General features: G+C 69.4%; 16 protein-coding genes. 2 read left to right on the plus strand and 14 right to left on the minus strand.

Translation table 11 applies throughout. The annotated features are described in order from the left end of the window. Positions 1-90: 90 nt before the first annotated feature. The 9 genes from BM228_RS22595 to BM228_RS22635 form a co-directional block, all read right to left on the minus strand. Positions 91-1,629, minus strand: coding sequence for an ABC transporter ATP-binding protein (locus tag BM228_RS22595; RefSeq protein WP_092044140.1), 1,539 nt, complete (start codon positions 1,627-1,629; stop codon positions 91-93). A 5-nt stretch (positions 1,630-1,634) separates the two neighbouring features. Next, complete coding sequence (biuH, locus tag BM228_RS22600) at positions 1,635-2,324, minus strand: biuret amidohydrolase (protein ID WP_092044142.1); 690 nt, start codon at positions 2,322-2,324, stop codon at positions 1,635-1,637. A 20-nt stretch (positions 2,325-2,344) separates the two neighbouring features. After that, positions 2,345-3,373 carry a formamidase gene (locus BM228_RS22605; RefSeq protein WP_092044143.1) on the minus strand — a complete coding sequence of 343 codons (1,029 nt, stop codon included), beginning with the start codon at positions 3,371-3,373 and terminating at the stop codon, positions 2,345-2,347. A gap of 11 nt (positions 3,374-3,384) precedes the next feature. Beyond that, the gene (locus BM228_RS22610) at positions 3,385-4,308 is read right to left on the minus strand and encodes an ABC transporter permease (RefSeq protein ID WP_092044145.1); all 924 of its coding nucleotides are present in this window, start codon (positions 4,306-4,308) and stop codon (positions 3,385-3,387) included. 10 nt (positions 4,309-4,318) lie between these two features. Next, positions 4,319-5,476, minus strand: a complete 1,158-nt coding sequence (locus tag BM228_RS22615) for an ABC transporter permease (protein WP_092044146.1) — start codon at positions 5,474-5,476, stop codon at positions 4,319-4,321. Positions 5,477-5,537: 61 nt separating this feature from the next. Beyond that, positions 5,538-6,650 (minus strand): BMP family ABC transporter substrate-binding protein, encoded by a 1,113-nt coding sequence (locus BM228_RS22620; RefSeq protein ID WP_092044199.1) that lies wholly within the window; start codon positions 6,648-6,650, stop codon positions 5,538-5,540. 456 nt (positions 6,651-7,106) lie between these two features. Next, the gene (locus BM228_RS22625; protein ID WP_092044148.1) at positions 7,107-7,364 is read right to left on the minus strand and encodes a hypothetical protein; all 258 of its coding nucleotides are present in this window, start codon (positions 7,362-7,364) and stop codon (positions 7,107-7,109) included. A gap of 493 nt (positions 7,365-7,857) precedes the next feature. Beyond that, a complete protein-coding gene (gene pucL, locus BM228_RS22630) occupies positions 7,858-8,700 on the minus strand; it encodes a factor-independent urate hydroxylase (protein WP_092044149.1) in 843 nt (280 codons plus the stop codon). A 32-nt stretch (positions 8,701-8,732) separates the two neighbouring features. Beyond that, a complete protein-coding gene (locus tag BM228_RS22635) occupies positions 8,733-10,136 on the minus strand; it encodes a nucleobase:cation symporter-2 family protein (protein ID WP_092044151.1) in 1,404 nt (467 codons plus the stop codon). Between the two features lie 191 nt (positions 10,137-10,327). On the opposite strand from BM228_RS22635, the gene uraD reads away from it, so the two are divergent. Then, complete coding sequence (gene uraD, locus BM228_RS22640; protein ID WP_092044152.1) at positions 10,328-11,212, plus strand: 2-oxo-4-hydroxy-4-carboxy-5-ureidoimidazoline decarboxylase; 885 nt, start codon at positions 10,328-10,330, stop codon at positions 11,210-11,212. A 49-nt stretch (positions 11,213-11,261) separates the two neighbouring features. On the opposite strand, the gene BM228_RS34785 is transcribed toward uraD, so the two are convergent. Next, complete coding sequence (locus BM228_RS34785) at positions 11,262-11,492, minus strand: hypothetical protein (RefSeq protein WP_092044154.1); 231 nt, start codon at positions 11,490-11,492, stop codon at positions 11,262-11,264. 86 nt (positions 11,493-11,578) lie between these two features. Here BM228_RS34785 and BM228_RS22650 point away from each other — a divergent pair, with 86 nt between their 5' ends. Then, positions 11,579-11,845: a hypothetical protein gene (locus tag BM228_RS22650; RefSeq protein WP_092044155.1), complete on the plus strand. Its 267-nt coding sequence runs from the start codon at positions 11,579-11,581 to the stop codon at positions 11,843-11,845. A 68-nt stretch (positions 11,846-11,913) separates the two neighbouring features. Here the strand turns inward: BM228_RS22650 and BM228_RS22655 are convergent, their stop codons facing one another. From BM228_RS22655 to BM228_RS22670, 4 genes are read right to left on the minus strand one after another with little or no spacing between them, the layout of a single operon-like run. After that, on the minus strand, positions 11,914-12,975 hold the full coding sequence (locus tag BM228_RS22655; RefSeq protein WP_092044156.1) for a BMP family ABC transporter substrate-binding protein: 1,062 nt from the start codon (positions 12,973-12,975) through the stop codon (positions 11,914-11,916). Positions 12,976-13,008: 33 nt separating this feature from the next. Then, positions 13,009-13,935 carry an ABC transporter permease gene (locus BM228_RS22660; RefSeq protein WP_092044158.1) on the minus strand — a complete coding sequence of 309 codons (927 nt, stop codon included), beginning with the start codon at positions 13,933-13,935 and terminating at the stop codon, positions 13,009-13,011. Continuing rightward, a complete protein-coding gene (locus BM228_RS22665) occupies positions 13,932-15,008 on the minus strand; it encodes an ABC transporter permease (protein WP_092044159.1) in 1,077 nt (358 codons plus the stop codon). The genes BM228_RS22660 and BM228_RS22665 overlap by 4 nt, the downstream gene beginning before the upstream one ends. Before the next feature lie 15 nt (positions 15,009-15,023). Beyond that, a complete protein-coding gene (locus BM228_RS22670) occupies positions 15,024-16,646 on the minus strand; it encodes an ABC transporter ATP-binding protein (protein WP_425284982.1) in 1,623 nt (540 codons plus the stop codon).

Consider the following 16,646-nt stretch of genomic DNA (forward strand, 5'->3'; position numbering starts at 1 on the left):
AGATGGTCCCGTCCCGACCCCGCGAAAACCCGAAAAGACTAGATCAAAACGTTCGAGAAAGTCGAAATGCCGGGTGGCGCCCTGCGCGCCTCAATGGTGACCGGCCATGTGCCGGCCGATCGTGCCGATCTCGGCCGTGGCGGCAGCCGTCTCGTAGACCAAGCGCCCGTCCGACATCACGACGATCCGGTCCGACAGTTCCAAAATCTCGTCGAGGTCTTCGCTGATCAGGAGTACCGCCGCGCCGGCGTTGCGGGCGGCCACGATCCGGGTGCGAATCTCCGACACCGCCGCGAAATCGAGGCCGAAGCAGGGGTTGACCACGATCAGCAGATCGACCGGGTCGGTCAGCTCGCGTGCGAGCACAGCGCGCTGCACGTTGCCCCCTGACAGGGTCGCGATCGGCGCCTCGGAGGAAGCGGTCTTCACCTTGAAGCGCCCGATCAGATCCTTGGCGCGCCGGGTCATCGCCCCCCGGTCGAGCCACAGGGTCGGCGGTCCGGACGGGTCCTCGCCACGCCGGTCGAAGGCGCGGAAAGCCAGATTCTCCGCGACCGACATCCGCGGGGCGCAGGCGTTGCGCAGGGGCTCCTCCGGGATGAAGCGCACGCGACGCGCCCGGCTCTGCGCGCGCCGGCCGGTATAGGGTTCGCCGGCCACCGCGACGCGCCCGCCGGCGGCGCGGATCTGGCCGCCGAGCACGTCGGCGAGCTCCTTCTGGCCGTTGCCGGAGACGCCCGCGATGCCGACGATCTCCCGCGCCCGGACGCGCAGGTCCGCGATTGCGATGCGGCGCAGGCCCGAGGCGTCGGTGGCGTCGAGTTCCTCGATGCGCAGGATCTCGCGCTTCGCGTCCGGCTCGCCGATCCGGGCCGCGATCGGGCGTACGACCCGCTCCCCGATCATCATCGCCGCCATGTCGTCGCGCGAGAGGTCGCCGACCGCGCCGCCGCCCACCAGCCTGCCGCGGCGCAGGACGCTCAGCGAGCGGGCGAAGGTCTCGACCTCCCGGAACTTGTGGCTGATCATCAGCACGGTGAGGGCGCCGCGGTCGGTCATGGCGCGCAGGAGCCCCAGCACCTCCTCCGCCTCGTCGGGGGTGAGCACCGAGGTCGGCTCGTCGAGGATCAGGAAGCGGGCCTTGAGATAGAGCTGTTTGACGATCTCGAGCTTCTGTTTCTCGCCCGCGGCGAGTTCCGCGACCGGCCGGTCGAGGTTCAATCGGAACGGCATCCCGGCCATGAAGGCCGAGAGCGCCGCGCGCTCGGCCTTCCAGTCGAGGATCGCCGGCGCGTCGGCGCGGCTGATCACGAGGTTCTCCGCCCCCGTCAGAGACGGCACCAGCGTGAAATGCTGGTAGACCATGCCCAGGCCGCGCGCCTGTGCGCCCTTCGGGTTGGTGATCTCGGCCTCGCGCCCGTCGACCAGGACGCTGCCGGCGGTCGGCGCGTAGAAGCCCATCACGCATTTGACCAGCGTCGACTTGCCGGCGCCGTTCTCGCCGAGCAGGGCGTGGAAGCCGCCGGCCTCGATCTTCATCGACACGTCGTCGAGGGCCGCGAAGGCGCCGAAACGCTTCGTCATGCCGATCGTCTCGACGCCGATGGCGCCGGGCGTGGTGGTGTCCATCGCGCTCACCCCATCGCCTGGAGGATCGCCGCGGAGGCGGCGACCGCTCCGAAGACGCCGCCCTGCATCGTCACCATCCGCAGCGCCGCCTCGTGGTTGCTGCGATCCGTGGCGGCTGTGCCGTCGGAGACGATCACGCATTCGAAGCCGCGGTCGTTGGCCTCGCGCATCGTGGTGTGGACGCAGACGTCGGTGGTGATGCCGGTCAGGATCAGGTTGCGGATGCCGCGCTGGTTGAGGATCAGCTCCAGGTCGGTCGCACAGAACGAGCCCTTGCCGGGCTTGTCGATGACCGGCTCGCCGGGTAGCGGCGCCAGCTCGGCGATGATCTCCCAGCCCGGCTCGCCGCGCACCAGCACCCGGCCGCACGGGCCGGGATCGCCGATTCCGGCCCCGATCCGGCGCGAGCGCCAGCGCTTGTTGGCGGGCAGGTCCGCGAGGTCCGGGCGGTGGCCCTCGCGCGTGTGGATCACGTGGTAGCCGTGGGCCCGCGCCGCAGCGAGCAAATCCGCGATCGGGCCGATCGGAGCGCGGGTGAGCGCGAGGTCGTAGCCCATGGCGTCGACATAGCCGCCCGGCCCGCAGAAGTCGGTCTGCATGTCGATGATGACCAACGCCGTGTTCCCGGAGCGCAGGTCGCCGTCATAGGGCCAGGGATAGGGCTCGGCCGCCACGTAGGTTCCGGCGGCGGTCACGCCAGGGCATGGGACCCCGCTCACTCCGCCGCCTCCCGCGAAGCCGGCGTCTGCGCCGCGCCGTAGGAGCGGGTCGGCGCCGGAAAGCCGCAGCCCGTGCCGTCGACGACCTTCACCGCGTCCTCCCAGGGAAGCGCGTACCGGCCCGCGGCGAGGTCGTGCATATAGGTGTAGGGGCAGTCCTGGGCGCCGCCCTTCACGGCCGTGTAGCCGCGATGGCCGAGCTGGTAGATGTTGTTCTCGACGCCCCAGTGGATGCGCGCCTCGCGCACGAGGTCGGGCCGCACCTCCGCCGTGATGATCTCGTCGACACGACCTGTGGTCCCGTGGGCGATCACGGACCCGTCGAAGTTGCAGATCATGCCCTCGCCCATCGAGTCGAAGGCACCGTCGGAGCCGCACATGCAGACGCTGGCGGTGATCATCAGATTGCAGAAGGCGTTCGACTGGTTGGTGAAGCGCCAGGATTCGCGGATCGGCGCCGTGTAGCCTGCCGTGCGGATCATGATCTCGGCGCCCTTGTAGGCGCATTCGCGCGCCATTTCCGGGAACATGCCGTCGTGGCAGATGATCAGGGCGATCTTGGCACCTCTGGGACCCTCGATGACCGGGATGCCGATATCGCCGGGCTCCCACGGCTCGACCGGCACCCACGGATGCATCTTGCGGTAATAGAGCTTCACCGCGCCGGCATCGTCGATGATCAGCCCGGAATTGAACGGGCTGCCGTTCGGGTTGGCCTCCATGATGGAGAAGCAGCCCCAGATCCGGTTGTCGATGCAGGCCTGCTTGAAGGCCGCGACCTCGGGACCGTCGAGACGGCACAGGATGTCCGGATCGGTGTCCATCGACAGGCCGTGCAGGGCGTATTCGGGGAAGACGACGAGGTCCATTGTCGCGAGGTTGCTCCGCGCCTTGGCGACCATGGCGACGATGCGGTCGGTCTGGGCGGCGAGATCAGCCTTCGTGGCGATCCGCGGCAGTTGGAGCTGCACGAGCCCGATCACGACGCCGTTGGGAGACTTGTTCAGTCCGCCGAGCCCGTTCATCGCGACGTTCCTCACTTCGACAGGGACAATTCGCCCGGGGCGCCGGCCAGCGCCCGGTCGGGCGAGGAGGTGGCGATTAAGAGGGCGAGGGTGAGCACGTAGGGGGCGGCGTAGAACAGGTAGTAGCCCTGCGAGACGCCGACCGATTGCAGCGCGGGGCCGAGCGCACCCGCCCCTCCGAACAGCAGGGCCGCGCCGAAGCAGGCGAGCGGGTTCCAGCGGGCGAAGATCACCAGCGCCACCGCCATCAGGCCCTGGCCGGACGAGACGCCCTCGTTCCAGGATCCCGGATAGTAGAGCGAGAGGTAGGCCCCTCCGATGCCGGCGAGCACGCCGCCGATGCCGGTCGCCAGCAACCGGACACGGTCGACGTCGTAGCCCATGGCGCGGGCCGCGTCCGCGCTATCGCCGACGACGCGCAGGACCAGTCCGGCTCTCGTGTTGCGCAGCCCCCACCACAGGGCGACGGACAGCGCGGCGCCGATCAGGAACAGCACGTTGACGCGCAGCGCCGCCTGGACCTGCGGCAGGTCCGACCACCCACCGAAACTGATCGCCGGCAGCGGCGGGGCCGAGGGCTGGATGAACGGCTTGCCGAGGAAGAAGGCGAGCCCCGACCCGAACAGCATCAGCGCGATGCCGATCGCGACGTCGTTGACCCGGGGGAACTTGCAGACGAAGCCGTGCAGCAGGCCGAACAGGCCGCCCGCGAGCCCGGCCACCGCGACACCGGCCCAGGGCGAGCCCGTCATCACGGCGGTGGCGTAGGCCGCCATGGCGCCGAAGACGAGCGTCCCCTCCAGTCCGAGGTTGATCCGGCCTGAGCGCTCGGTGATCGTCTCGCCGAGGCTTACGAACAGGAACGGTGTCGAGACGCGGATCGCTCCGCCGATCACCGCAAGCGGCACCGTCCAGAGGCCGAGATCGTCACTCATCGCGGGGGCCTCATGCCGGCACCGCGGCGGAGGGCACCGGCGCGCGCTTCTCGGCCCAGAGATGCGGGTTGAACAGCTTGAACCGGCCGTAGAGCGTCTCGCTCATCAGCACGATCAGGAACAGCAGCCCTTCGAGCACGAGCACGGTGGCGTCGGGCAATTGCATCCGCCGCTGGATCAGCCCGGAAGACGCCTCGATGCCGCCGAGCAGGAAGGCCACCGGCACGATCGCGATCGGGTTCTGCCGGGCGAGGAAGGCGACGAGGATGCCGGTGTAGCCATAGCCTGCGGCCAGGGTGCCGTTGGCGGTGCCCTGGACGGCCACGACCTCGAAGAAGCCCGCCAGCGCCGCGAAGGCGCCCCCCAGCGCGGTGAAGCCAACGATGAGCCGGCCGACCGGCAACCCCTGAATCTGGGCCGCGCGAACGTTGCCGCCCGCGATCCGCGCGGCGAAGCCCAGCGTCGTACGGTCCATCAGCCCGTAGGCGATCAGGCAGGCGATCACACCGCAGCCGAGGCCCCAATGCACGCCGATCACCGGCATCGGCCCGAGCATGAACGCGTCGTCCACGGGCAGGGTCGAGGGCTTGTTGAGGCTGGTCGGATCGCGCAGCGGCCCCTCGATCAGGTGGTTGGCGAGGGCGAGCGCGATGTACGACAGGAGCAGGCTGGAGATCGTGGCGTTGACCCCGCGATAAGCCTGGAGCCAGCCGACCGACCCGATCCAGACGGCACCGACCAGGGCGGCGGCGCAGGCCATCAGCGGCACCGCCAGCAGGGCGGGCAGCGCGGCCAGCGGTTGTGCCGCCGCGGCGGCGGCGAGGCCTCCCAGCACGATCGCGCCCTCGCCGCCGATCACCACGAGGCCGAGCCGGGCGGGCAAGGCCACGCAGAGCGCGGCGAAGAGCAGAGGCGCCGCCCGCTGCAAGCTGTTGCCGAGGGCGAAGGAAGAGCCGAACCCGCCGCGCCAGACGATGTCGACGAGTTGCAAGGGCGATTTGCCCAGCGCTGCGAGGAACAGGCCGAACAGGAGGAAGCCGAGCGCGGCGGCTCCGACGGGGATCGCCACGGCCTCCGAACGGCGTGCGAGCCACGCGCGGATTCGGAGGAATGCCGACGATCGCGAAGGCGCGACGGTCAGGCTTGATGGGGCTGTGTCCGCGACCACGTCTCAGGGCCCTCCGGATAGGTCGGCGCCGAACGGCCGGCAGAAACCGTGCCAGCGCGCCTCAAACCGAGCCCTTCACCCCGGCGACGAGGTAGTTCGTGCTCTCGAGTTCCGCCGCCTTCTCCGGGTAGGCCTTGCCCGCCGGCAGGACCTCCTTGCCGGCGTTGTCCTTGAGCGGGCCTTTGATGATCGTGTAGCCGCCCTTCAGCATCTCGGCCTTGACAGCGTCAGCGTTCTTGCGGGCCGCGTCGCTGACGCCGGGCCCGTAGGGGCTCATCTTGACGTAGCCGTCGGCAAGGCCGCCGCGAACGAAGTTCTCGGGAGACTTGCCGGCCTGCATCGCCTCGATGAAGCCCTTGTAGATCGGCAGCCAGTTCCACTCGGCGCCGGTGAGATATTTCTGGGGCGCCAGCGGCGACTGGTCGACGTGATAGCCGCACACGAAGGCGCCACGGCGCGCGGCAGTCTCGACCACCACCTTTGGGCTGTCGACATGGCAGGTGATGACGTCGGCGCCGCCGTCGATCAGGGCGTTGGTCGCCTCCGCCTCCTTGACCGCGAGCGACCACTCGCCGGTGAAGATCACCTGGCAGGTTATCGCCGGGTCGACGCTCTGTGCGCCGAGCAGGAAGGCGTTGACGTTGTTGAGCACCTGCGGGATCGGCTTGGCCGCCACGAAGCCGATCTTCTTCGACTTCGACGCATGGGCGGCCACGATGCCGTTCAGGTACTGTCCCTGCGCGATGTAGCCGAAGTAGGAGCCGGCGTTCTTGGGATCCTTCTCGGTCCAGAGGCCGCCGCAATGGCGAAACTGGATCTTCGGGTTCTTCTTCGCCTCGGCGAGAAGATAAGGACTGTAATAGCCGAAGGATGTCGGGAGCAGCAGCGTCGCCCCGTCGAGATTGATCATGCTTTCCATGGTCTTCTCGACGGCGTTCGTCTCCGGGACGCGTTCTTCCTCGGTGACCTCGACACCGGGCAGGCCCTTCAGCGCCTTCGCGGCCTGGGCATGCGCCTGATTGTATCCGTAATCGTCTTTCGGGCCGACATAGATGACGCCGACGGTCAGGGCGCCGGCCGCGCGTGCGCGGGACCCCGTGGCGACGCCGAGCCCCAGGACGGCGCCCGCGCCGAGAAGACGCCTGCGCGTGAAAGGAAGATCTGCCACGGGCATCCGCTTGCTCACGCCATCCGATCGATGACGCGAGCCAATCTAGAACCTCGTTAGACAGACGGTGAAGCCGATATTTTCAGCATTCGCCATAACGATTGCTACTACAGGGATGGATGCCGACCTATGCGGACGCACAAGAATCGGTCGGGTCGTGCGCGATCGCGCGCCACGCGTGCGTTGCTGCTTCTGACCGGTGATTCAACCGGGAAGCCTTCATCGCAGACCTGCCCTATAGCCGAACGGGGTCGAGATGAACGAACGCCGCCCCATGCGGGAGCGCATGGGGCGGCGTTGAGCTGTCCTGTTTCTGAACTGCGCGGCACCTTCTTGCGAGGAGACCTGCGAACGGACCGGTCATCAGGCCCACCGCGCAGCGCTCAAGCGAAACCGGGCTCGGCTACCGTCAAGGGATCAACCGGTGTTCGTCTGCGTCGCGTTGCGCGTCGGCGACCGCCTTCAGCGCACGCCGCCGGTGTAGTTCCGATGCGGGCGGCGCAAGGCGCCGGTGACCAGATCGTCCGTGGTCTCGTAGGATTGACCGAGGCCGACCGTGCGCCCGCGGTCGTTCATGAGATTGGGGAGGGCCGCGCGCCCTTCCAGGCCGCCCGGCGCGGTGGTGGCGGGGATCCCGGCGGGCGCAGTGTAGCTCTGCGCGAGCGCGGCGGTGGACAGCGTGAGGCCGAGAGCGGCTCCGAGAAGGATGCGGGTGGTCATGACTCAAGATCCGATGACGAAGGTGCCGGGCATGGGCTGCCCACCTTCCGTAGAGTCAAAATTGTGCAGCGCTGCCGAGAAAAACAACAACGTCTGTCCGCTATTTGTGCGCTTTCGCACGATGCGACGCGTGCTCCGGAGGCCTGCCCCGAGGCAGGCGACCGGATTGTCGTTGAAAACAATCAAATTGTCAGTGATTTAGCTGATCGGAGCGAAACGATCGTTGCGATCGACGTGGTGGCACGCTTCTTTCGCAGGCACGCGTCGGCTCGTCCGCCAATCGCAGACGCTGTGCTTGTCGAAGGCTTTCAATCTGCCTGGCGACGCAGTGTGCGGGCGGGTGCAGCGTGGAACGGACACGCTGCACCTGCGCGGCGATCAGGGTGACGGCAGCAGCCTCGCGAAGAGCCATGAAGCCGAGGCCGCCGCGGGCGATCTCCGCACCGATGTCGGGCAGATCCAGGAAGGCGATGTGCGGACCGTGCGCGGCGCCTCAGCCCGTCCGGCGGATCGTTGCCTCGATCTGGCCGTGCGGCTCGTCTGTGGGCAGGAACACGGTACCCGGGTTCTCCAGGCCGAAGGGCTGCAGGTTGATCGGGATGTAGTGCTTGTTCGGCATCGCGAAGCCGATTTCGTCGAGCTCCGGCACGGCAGCCAGCGCCGCCTCGCCCATCCGGTACATGCTGTCCTGGACGCCGTAGCTGTAGGTGGTGCCGAACACCTCGATCAGGAGCGACAGGATCTTGGCGTTGGCAGCGGCGTAGTCGATCGGCTCACGGGCCCATGTCCAAGTCGCGTCCATGCTGGTGGCGGCGATGCGGTCGATCGTGTCCGGCAGGGTCCGGTAGGCGTCGTCAACGAAATCGGCCCAACCCGATTGCGTGGTCTTCATGAACGTGAATCCGCGCAGGCCGGAGCGCAGCACCGAACCGCCCCGGCTCGCCACGAGCCCGACATAGCCGAAGCCGTTGCCGTCGAGGATGAAGGTGTGGCCATGCGGGGCGCCACCGATCTCCTGGCGCAGCCAGCGCGTCTCCGTGGCCTCGATCGAGATTTCCTCCACTTGCGGATAGGTGTCGAGGAAGACCTTGGCCACGGCCTCGGCGAACGCCTCCTTGTCGAGCGAGAGGTTCTTCGCCGCGGTGACGTTGACGATGTTCTTCACGCTGTCGGTGGCCACGCAGGCCCGGTTGTCGCCTGCGGTCCAGGCGGCGTCGAACCCGCCCTTCATCAAGACGGTGAGCGTCAGTTCGCGCGGGACGTGGTGGTCGCCGTCGCGGGTCAGGCGCATCACCCGAACCCGGCCTTTGCCGTATCGCGATGCCGTCAGGGCCATGGGGATCTCCGGGAAAAGGCCGAAGGCGTTTCTCAATGCGCCTCGGCGGTCTTGGCTTGGCGGATGGCGGCCTCACGCGCCTCGTCCGTGCTGCCGAGCCCGTTGAAGAACAGGTTCAGGAGCACGGCCGAGAGCGCACAGAGGAGGATGCCGGATTCGAGCAGCGGATGCAGCGCCTGGGGCATCTGCCGGAAGAAGCCCGGCGCCACCAGGGGGATCATCCCGAAGCCCACCGAGACCGCGACCACAAACAGGTTGTTGCGGTTGTTGGCGAAATCGACGGCGCCGAGGATGCGCGTGCCGGTCGCCCCGACCATGCCGAACATCACGAGCCCCGCGCCGCCGAGGACGCATTGCGGCACCGCCTCGACCAAGGCGGCGAGCTTGGGAACCAGCCCGAGGCCCAGCATGATGATCCCACCGACCACCGCGACGTAGCGTGTGCGCACGCCGGTGACCCCGACGAGGCCGATATTCTGCGAGAACGAGGTGTACGGGAAGGTGTTGAAGATGCCGCCGATCACCGTGCCGAGGCCGTCGCCGCGCAGGCCCCGGGTCAGGCGCGCCTCGTCGACCGGATCGGCGCAGATCTCGCTGAGCGCGAGGAACATGCCGGTCGACTCGATCATCACGACGATCATCACGATGCTCAGCGTGACCACCGAGACGGGATCGAAGCTTGGCCAGCCGAACGCGAAGGGGCGCACCACGTCGAACCACGGCGCGCTCGCCACGTGGCTGAAATCGACCAGCCCGAAGAAGCCGGCCACGACCATGCCGACGATGATGCCGATCAGCACCGAGGCCGAGTTGACGAAGCCGGTGCCGTATCGGGTGATCGCCAGGATCACGCACAGGACGAAGGCCGCGATGGCCAGGTAGACGGGCGCGCCGTAGGCCGGGTTTCCGACCCCACCGGCCGCCCAGTTCACGCCGACCCGCATCAGCGAGATGCCGATCACCAGGATGATGGTGCCGGTCACCACCGGCGGGAACAGCGGTAGCAGCCGCCCGACCAGCGGCGCGACGAGGAGCGCAAACAGGCCCGCGGCGATCACCGCGCCGTAGATGCCGGCGAGCCCGATCTCGGGATTGCTCCCCATGGCGATCATCGGCGTCACCGCCGCGAAGGTGACGCCCATCATCACCGGCATCCGGACGCCGATCCCGGGCAGGCCCCAGCTCTGGACCAGGGTGGCGAGGCCGCCGGCGAACAGGTCGGCGCTCACCAGCATCGCCACCTGCTCCGGCGCCAGCTTCAGCGCCCGCCCGACGATGAGCGGCACCGCCACCGCGCCCGCATACATCACCAGCACGTGCTGGAGGCCGAGGAGGCCGAGGGCGAGAGGGCCGACCCGACCCACCGGGGCGGTGGCCGGCCCGAGGGGGACTGGACCTGAGGCTGCAGAAGGCTCTGACCGGATGGCGCTCGACATCGTGGAGACTCTCCCGAGGCGCAGCGAACCGGCAGCCGGATCGCGGCCCGATGCGCCAGAACCTCAGATGCGCAAGCCATATGCCACGCCTCCCTTTCAACGCCCGTCATGGCGGTGACGACCGGTCGATCGCTGGTACTTGGCTCATTGCCTGCTTCGCGGTCATACTGGACTGGGGCGGTGCGGGCGCGATGACGTTTTCTCTCGCAGATCTCGACGGCATGCCGGAATCCGACTTCGTCGCGGCGCTGGGCGCGGTCTTCGAGCACGCGCCCTGGGTCGCCCGGGCCGCCGCGGCCCGGCGCCCGTTCGGCACCGTCGCCGCACTCTACGCGGCGATGTGCGCGGCGGTGGAAGCCGCGCCGGAGGCGATGCGCCACGCCTTGCTCGCCGGCCATCCGGAGCTCGCCGGCCGCGCCGCCCGCGACGGCGCCATCGCTCCGGACTCGATCGCGGAGCAGGCGGCGGCCGGCCTGGACCGGCTCTCGGATGCGGAATATGCGCGGTTCGCGGCGATGAATGCCGCCTACCGGAGCCGCTTCGGCATCCCCTTCATCCTCTGCGTGAAACGCCACGGCCGCGCCTCGCTGATGGCCGCCTTCGAGGACCGCCTCGCCTCCGATCCGGAGACCGAGTTCCGCACGGCCCAGGCCGAGGTCTTCCGCATCGCCGCCATCCGCCTCGGCGCCCTGGTCGAGGGGGATGGCACGTTGGGGACCACCGGCCGGATCTCGACCCACGTGCTCGACACGATGCTGGGCAAACCGGCCGCCGGCGTCGCCCTCGAGCTGGTCGAGATCGTCTCGGAGATGGAGACCGCCCTCGTCGCGCGGACGCACACCAATGCCGATGGCCGCACCGACGCGCCGCTGATCAGCGGACGCCCGGTCCCGATCGCGGTCTACGAGCTTCGCTTCGCGCTCGGCGATTATCACCGCCGGCTCGGTATCGACCTGCCGCGGCCGGCCTTTCTCGACGTGGTGCCCCTGCGCTTCGGCGTGGCGGAGCCGGAAGCGCATTACCACGTGCCGCTGGCAGCGACCCCGTGGAGCTTTCAAACCTATCGGGGGAGTTGAGGCCTGCGGCACAGGGTTTGCGGCGAAGCCGGGAAGGCCCGTCGAGACTTCAGGAGCAGACCGGATGCGGATTGTCCGCCTGGGAGCGATCGCGTTGCTGGCTGCGGGCGCGTGGCTCGGCCTGGGCGCCGGATTCGAGGGCGGGCTGCCCGCCGTCCCGCAACGTGCCGCGGCGCAGGGCACCGTGACGCCACCGGCCGGCCAGCCGCGCGTCACCGCTCCGGGCGGCCTGCGCGGTCACGGCGTCCGCCGCCGCGGTTTTCGCCTCTTCCGAAGGCATCCCCATCATCGCCGCTGAAACCGCGGAACCTGCGGGCGGCTGCGCCATTCGTCCCGATTACAGAATTCATCGGGAACGAGGCGGCCATGCGAAAGAAAACAACGGTCATACTAGCTCTCTGCGGGCTTCTCGGCACGGCCGGCGCCGCATCGGCGCAATCCTACGGTGCGCCGGCCGGGCGCGATCCATCCACCGCGCCGGGCGGCACGGAGGGCCTCGCCGGACCGCGCAACGAGGCCGAATCGATCCGGTCGGGTGATGCCGTGGAGGTGGCGCCGAACCGCGGCGGGGTCGCCATCGAGGAACCCGCCCTGCCGCCGCCCAGCACGAACGAGGCGCCCACACGCCGCTGACGCGCGCATCGTACGGCGCCGAGCCCGATCCGCGTCTGGGTCGGCGCCAACCCGCCGTACCGGCCGCCCTACTGGGGCAGCTTGTCGTCGATGCCCTTCACGTACCAGTTCATGCCGAGGATCATCGGGTCGGAGGCGGTCTCGCCGTCCTTGACCGCGACGGTCCCGTCCTGCTTCGTCACCGGCCCGGCGAAGGGATGCGTCCGGCCCGTCGCGATCGCCTTCACGGTGTCCTCGGCCATGGCCTTCACGTCGGCGGGCATGTTGGTGAAGGGCGCGAGCACGACGAGGCCGTCCTTGATCCCGCCCCAGGTGTCGTGGCTCTTCCAGGAGCCGTCGAGCACGGCCTTGGCCTCGTTGATGACGTAGCCGTTCCAATCGTCGACGATCGACGTGAGCTGTGCCTTCGGGGCGAAGCGGTACTGGTCGGAGGATTGCCCGAACGCGAGCTTGCCCTGCTTCTCGGCCTCTTGCAGCGGGGCGGCTGAATCGGTGTGCTGGGTCAGGATGTCGGCGCCCTGCGCCAACAGGGCCTTGGCGGCCTCGGCCTCCTTGCCCGGGTCGAACCACGTGTTCACCCAGACGATCTTCACCTTCACGTTCGGGTTGATCGACTGCGCGCCGAGCATGAAGGCGTTGATCCCGCTCACCACCTCGGGGATCGGGAAGGACGCGATGTAGCCGACCGTCCCGGTCTTCGACAGCTTGGCCGCGATCTTCCCGCAGACGTAACGGCCTTCATAGAACCGGGCCGAGTAGGTCGAGACGTTGGCCGCGCGCTTGTAACCGGTGGCGTGCTCGAACTTCACCGTCGGGAATTTCTTGGCGACCTTCAGGGTCGGCTCCATGAAGCCGAACGACGTGGTGAAGATCAGGCCCATGCCCGACCGCGCGAGTTTCTCGATCGCCCGCTCGCTGTCGGCCTCGGGCACGTTCTCCAGGTAGGTGGTCTCGACCTTGTCGGGCATGGCCTCGGCCAGCGCCTTGCGGCTCAGGTCGTGCTGGAACGAGTAGCCGTAATCGGCCACCGGCCCGACATAGACAAAGCCCACCTTGAGCTTGCCCTCGGCCTGTGCCGGGCCGAGCAGGAGCAGGAATGCACCGAGGCCGGCGCAGAAGGAATGTCGCATGGTCGCTCGTGTCCTCTCCGGTGGACGGCACCGCTAGCGGTGCGGGGTGAAGTCGCGCCCCAGGGCGGCGGGTGCGAGCGAGCCGCCCTGCCGCCGCCCGAGGGACAGCAGGACGAGGGCGACGATCGTCGCGAGGTAGGGAAGCGCTGAGAGCGCTTGTCCGGGCAGGCCGATGCTCGCCGCCTGAGCATGGAGTTGCAGCACCGTGGCGCCTCCAAACAGGATCGCCCCGGCCACCAGCCGCGCCGGCCGCCACGAGGCGAAGACGACGAGCGCCAGGGCGATCCAGCCGCGGCCCGCGGTCATCGCCGGGGCCCAGAACGGGGTGTAGGCCAGCGAGAGGTAGGATCCGGCGAGCCCGGCACAGGCCCCCCCGAACAGCACGGCCAGGAAGCGCAGCTTGCGCACCGGCAGGCCGAGGGCGTGGGTCGCGGTGTGGTCGTCGCCGATCGCGCGCAGGATCAGGCCGCCCCGCGTCCGCCACAGGAACCACGAGACGGCGACGGTCAGGGCCAGGCCCGCGTACACGAAGGCGTCCTGCCCGAACAACAACCGGCCTATGCCCGGCAGGTCGCTGAGGCCGGGAATATCGAGATGCGGGGCCGGCTCGCGCTTCAGGCCGACATACGGGGCACCGACGAGACCCGACAGGCCGAGGCCGAGGATCGTGAGCGCAAGGCCCGAGGCGACCTGGTTGGCCGCGAGCCCGACGGTCAGCAGCCCGAACAGAGCCGCCAGGCCCAGTCCGGCTCCGGCGCCGGCCAGGGCGCCCAGGAGTGTCGAGCCGGTCTCGACCGCGGCGGCGAAGCCGACGGCCGCCCCGCAGATCATCATGCCCTCGACGCCGAGGTTGAGCACGCCCGTGCGCTCGACCACCAGTTCGCCGATCGCGGCGATGATCAGCGGGGTCGCCGCCGTCAGCACCGTGACCAGGATCATCTGGACCATGTCGAGGGTCATCGCGCCGCTCCCGGGACGAGGCGGACCTTGAAGCGGGTGAGGACGTCCGCCCCCAGGACGAAGGCCAGCAGCAGGCCCTGGAAGGCCCGCGTCAGGTCGAGGGGAAGCCTGAGGTCGATCTGCGCGCCCTCGCCGCCGATCGTCGTGAGCGCGATCACCAGGGCGGCGACGAGGATGCCCGGGGGCGAGAGCCGGCCGAGAAAGGCGACGATGATCGCTGTGAAGCCGTAGCCCGGCGAGATCGTCGGCTGGAGCTGGCCGATCTTGCCCGCGACTTCCGCGATCCCCGCCAGCCCTGCCGCCCCGCCCGAGACCGCGAAGGCGGCGAGCGTCAGGCGGCCCTCGCTGAAACCGGCGAACCGGGCGGCGCGCGGGCTCGCTCCGACGACCCGCACCTCGAACCCGAACAGGGTCCGCCCGAGGACGATCGTGGCCAGCACGACGGAAGCGAAGGCGACGAGCACGCCCGCATGCAGGGTATCCCCTTCCATCAGGTAGGGAAGGCGCGCGGCGGCATCGAAACTGACGCTCTGCGGGAAATTGTATCCGGCCGGATCGCGCAACGGCCCCCGGGCCATGTAGTCGAGGAGCAGTTCCGCGACGTAGACCAGCATCAGGCTGGTCAGGATCTCAGAGACGCCGAGCCGGACCTTCAGCACGGCCGGGATCATTGCGTAGGCGACGCCGGCGAGCGTGCCGGCGACCAGCATCGTCGGCAGGATCCACAGGGTGAAGCCCGCGCTGCCTTGGGCAGCGAGGGCGACGCAGCCGCCGGCTAGGCCCCCGACCACGAACTGGCCTTCGGCACCGATATTCCACAGGTTCGCCCGGTAGCAGAAGGCCAGGCCGGTCGCGATCAGGGCGAGCGGCGCAGCCTTCAGGGCGATCTCCTGGAGGGACCACAGTTCGGACAGCGGCGCGATGAAGTAGGCCGAGAAGGCCGCTGCCGGCGAGACGCCGAGCAGGGACACGGCCACGCCGCCGAGCAGCACGGAGGCGAGGAAAGCCAGGGCCGGCGCAAGGATGGCGGCGAGCGGCGAGCGGCCGACGCGCGGCACGAGGTCGAGGCGCATGGTTACCGCGCGTGCTTACGTTGCATGAGCTGCTCCTCCGCGGATGCGGCCGGGCGGGGCAACCGTATGGCCGCCCGGGGGCGGACCGGCGGAGCCGCCCATCAGCAGGCCCACCGCCTCGCGGGAGGTCTCGGCACGCGGCACGGCCCGCGACAGGGTGCCGGCCTGGAGGACCGCGATGGAGCCGGCGATCTCGAACAGTTCGTCGAGATCCTGACTGATCACCAGGATGGCGCTCCCGCGCGCGGCGAGGTCGATCAGCGCTTGGCGGATGCGCGCGGCCGCCGCCGCGTCGACGCCCCAGGTCGGCTGATCGACGACGAGCACCCCGGGCTCGGCCAGGATCTCGCGACCGACGACGAACTTCTGCAGGTTGCCCCCCGACAGGGTGCCGGCGGCCGGGTCCGGGCCGACCTTGCGAACATCGAACGCCTCGATCACCCGGGCCGCCAGCGCCCGCGCTGCCGCCCGGCGCACGAGTCCGAAGCGCGTGAGCGAGGCGGTCGCGTATCGGGAGAGCACCGCGTTCTCCGAGAGGCTCAGGCCGGGCGCCGCGGCATGGCCGTTGCGCTCCTCCGGTACGAAAGCGGCTCCGAGACGCCGCCGCGCGTTGATGTCGAGGCGGCCGGCGGGTGTCCCGTCGATGCAGACGGCGCCAGCCTCTGGCGCTCGGGCCTCGCCCGACAGCGCCGCGAACAGTTCCGACTGGCCGTTGCCCGCGATCCCGGCGATGCCGAAGATCTCGCCGCCGCGGACACCGAGCGAGATGTCGCGCAGGCCGGTGGCGTGCAGGCCCGGAGCGGGCAGCGACAGCCGGTCGAGGCGCAGGCGCTCGGGCCCCGCCAGCACTGACTGTGCGGGGGCAGCCGCGCGTGTCAGCGCGCGGACCTGCTCGCCGACCATCATGGCGGCGAGCGAGCCGGCACTCTCCGCACGCGGATCGCAGGTGCCGACGACCCGGCCGCCGCGCAGGATCGTGGCGCGGGCGCAGAGGCGGCGCACCTCATCGAGCCGGTGCGAGATGTAGAGCAGCGCCCGGCCCTCATCCCGCAGGCGCTCCAGCACCGCGAACAGCATTTCGGCCTCGCCGGGGGTGAGCACCGAGGTCGGCTCGTCGAGGATGACGAGCTTCGGGTCCTGGAGCAGGCAGCGCACGATCTCGATGCGCTGACGCTCCCCCGCCGACAGCGACCAGACCGGCCGATCCAGTTCGAGGTGCAGGCCATAGGTCCGGCCGAGGGCCGCGATCCGGTCGGCGAGCGCCCTGCGGCTGAGGCCCTTGCCCATCACGAGGGCGATGTTCTCGGCGACCGTCAGGTTCTCGCAGAGGGAAAAGTGCTGGAACACCATGCCGATGCCGAGCCGGCGGGCCGCCTCCGGGTTGGCGAGCCTCACCGTTTCGCCACGATGCGTAACGACGCCCTCCGTCGGCTCCAGGAGGCCGTAGAGGATCTTCATCAGTGTGGATTTCCCGGCCCCGTTCTCGCCGAGCAAGGCGTGGATCTCGCCGGCCCGGATTTCGAGGTCGATGTGATCGTTGGCGGTGAAGGCCCCGAAGCGCTTCACGATGCCGTAGGCGCCGAACAGCGGCCTCAGATCGCCCGAGGCGGGCATCGGCTCCGTCGCCGCGATCGTCAT

The organism is Methylobacterium pseudosasicola (assembly GCF_900114535.1).
GTDB classification, from domain to species: domain Bacteria; phylum Pseudomonadota; class Alphaproteobacteria; order Rhizobiales; family Beijerinckiaceae; genus Methylobacterium; species Methylobacterium pseudosasicola.

Excerpts from the sequence above, each read along its gene's own strand:
- BM228_RS22625 (WP_092044148.1), bottom strand. The coding sequence starts at position 7,364 with ATGACCACCCGCATCCTTCTCGGAGCCGCTCTCGGCCTCACGCTGTCC.
- BM228_RS22620 (WP_092044199.1), bottom strand. The coding sequence starts at position 6,650 with ATGCCCGTGGCAGATCTTCCTTTCACGCGCAGGCGTCTTCTCGGCGCG.
- BM228_RS34785 (WP_092044154.1), bottom strand. The coding sequence starts at position 11,492 with ATGCCTTCGGAAGAGGCGAAAACCGCGGCGGCGGACGCCGTGACCGCG.
- BM228_RS22670 (WP_425284982.1), bottom strand. The coding sequence starts at position 16,646 with ATGACGATCGCGGCGACGGAGCCGATGCCCGCCTCGGGCGATCTGAGG.
- BM228_RS22605 (WP_092044143.1), bottom strand. The coding sequence starts at position 3,373 with ATGAACGGGCTCGGCGGACTGAACAAGTCTCCCAACGGCGTCGTGATC.
- BM228_RS22660 (WP_092044158.1), bottom strand. The coding sequence starts at position 13,935 with ATGACCCTCGACATGGTCCAGATGATCCTGGTCACGGTGCTGACGGCG.
- BM228_RS22635 (WP_092044151.1), bottom strand. The coding sequence starts at position 10,136 with ATGTCGAGCGCCATCCGGTCAGAGCCTTCTGCAGCCTCAGGTCCAGTC.
- BM228_RS22595 (WP_092044140.1), bottom strand. The coding sequence starts at position 1,629 with ATGGACACCACCACGCCCGGCGCCATCGGCGTCGAGACGATCGGCATG.
- uraD (WP_092044152.1), top strand. The coding sequence starts at position 10,328 with ATGACGTTTTCTCTCGCAGATCTCGACGGCATGCCGGAATCCGACTTC.
- BM228_RS22665 (WP_092044159.1), bottom strand. The coding sequence starts at position 15,008 with ATGCGCCTCGACCTCGTGCCGCGCGTCGGCCGCTCGCCGCTCGCCGCC.
- pucL (WP_092044149.1), bottom strand. The coding sequence starts at position 8,700 with ATGGCCCTGACGGCATCGCGATACGGCAAAGGCCGGGTTCGGGTGATG.
- BM228_RS22650 (WP_092044155.1), top strand. The coding sequence starts at position 11,579 with ATGCGAAAGAAAACAACGGTCATACTAGCTCTCTGCGGGCTTCTCGGC.
- BM228_RS22610 (WP_092044145.1), bottom strand. The coding sequence starts at position 4,308 with ATGAGTGACGATCTCGGCCTCTGGACGGTGCCGCTTGCGGTGATCGGC.
- BM228_RS22655 (WP_092044156.1), bottom strand. The coding sequence starts at position 12,975 with ATGCGACATTCCTTCTGCGCCGGCCTCGGTGCATTCCTGCTCCTGCTC.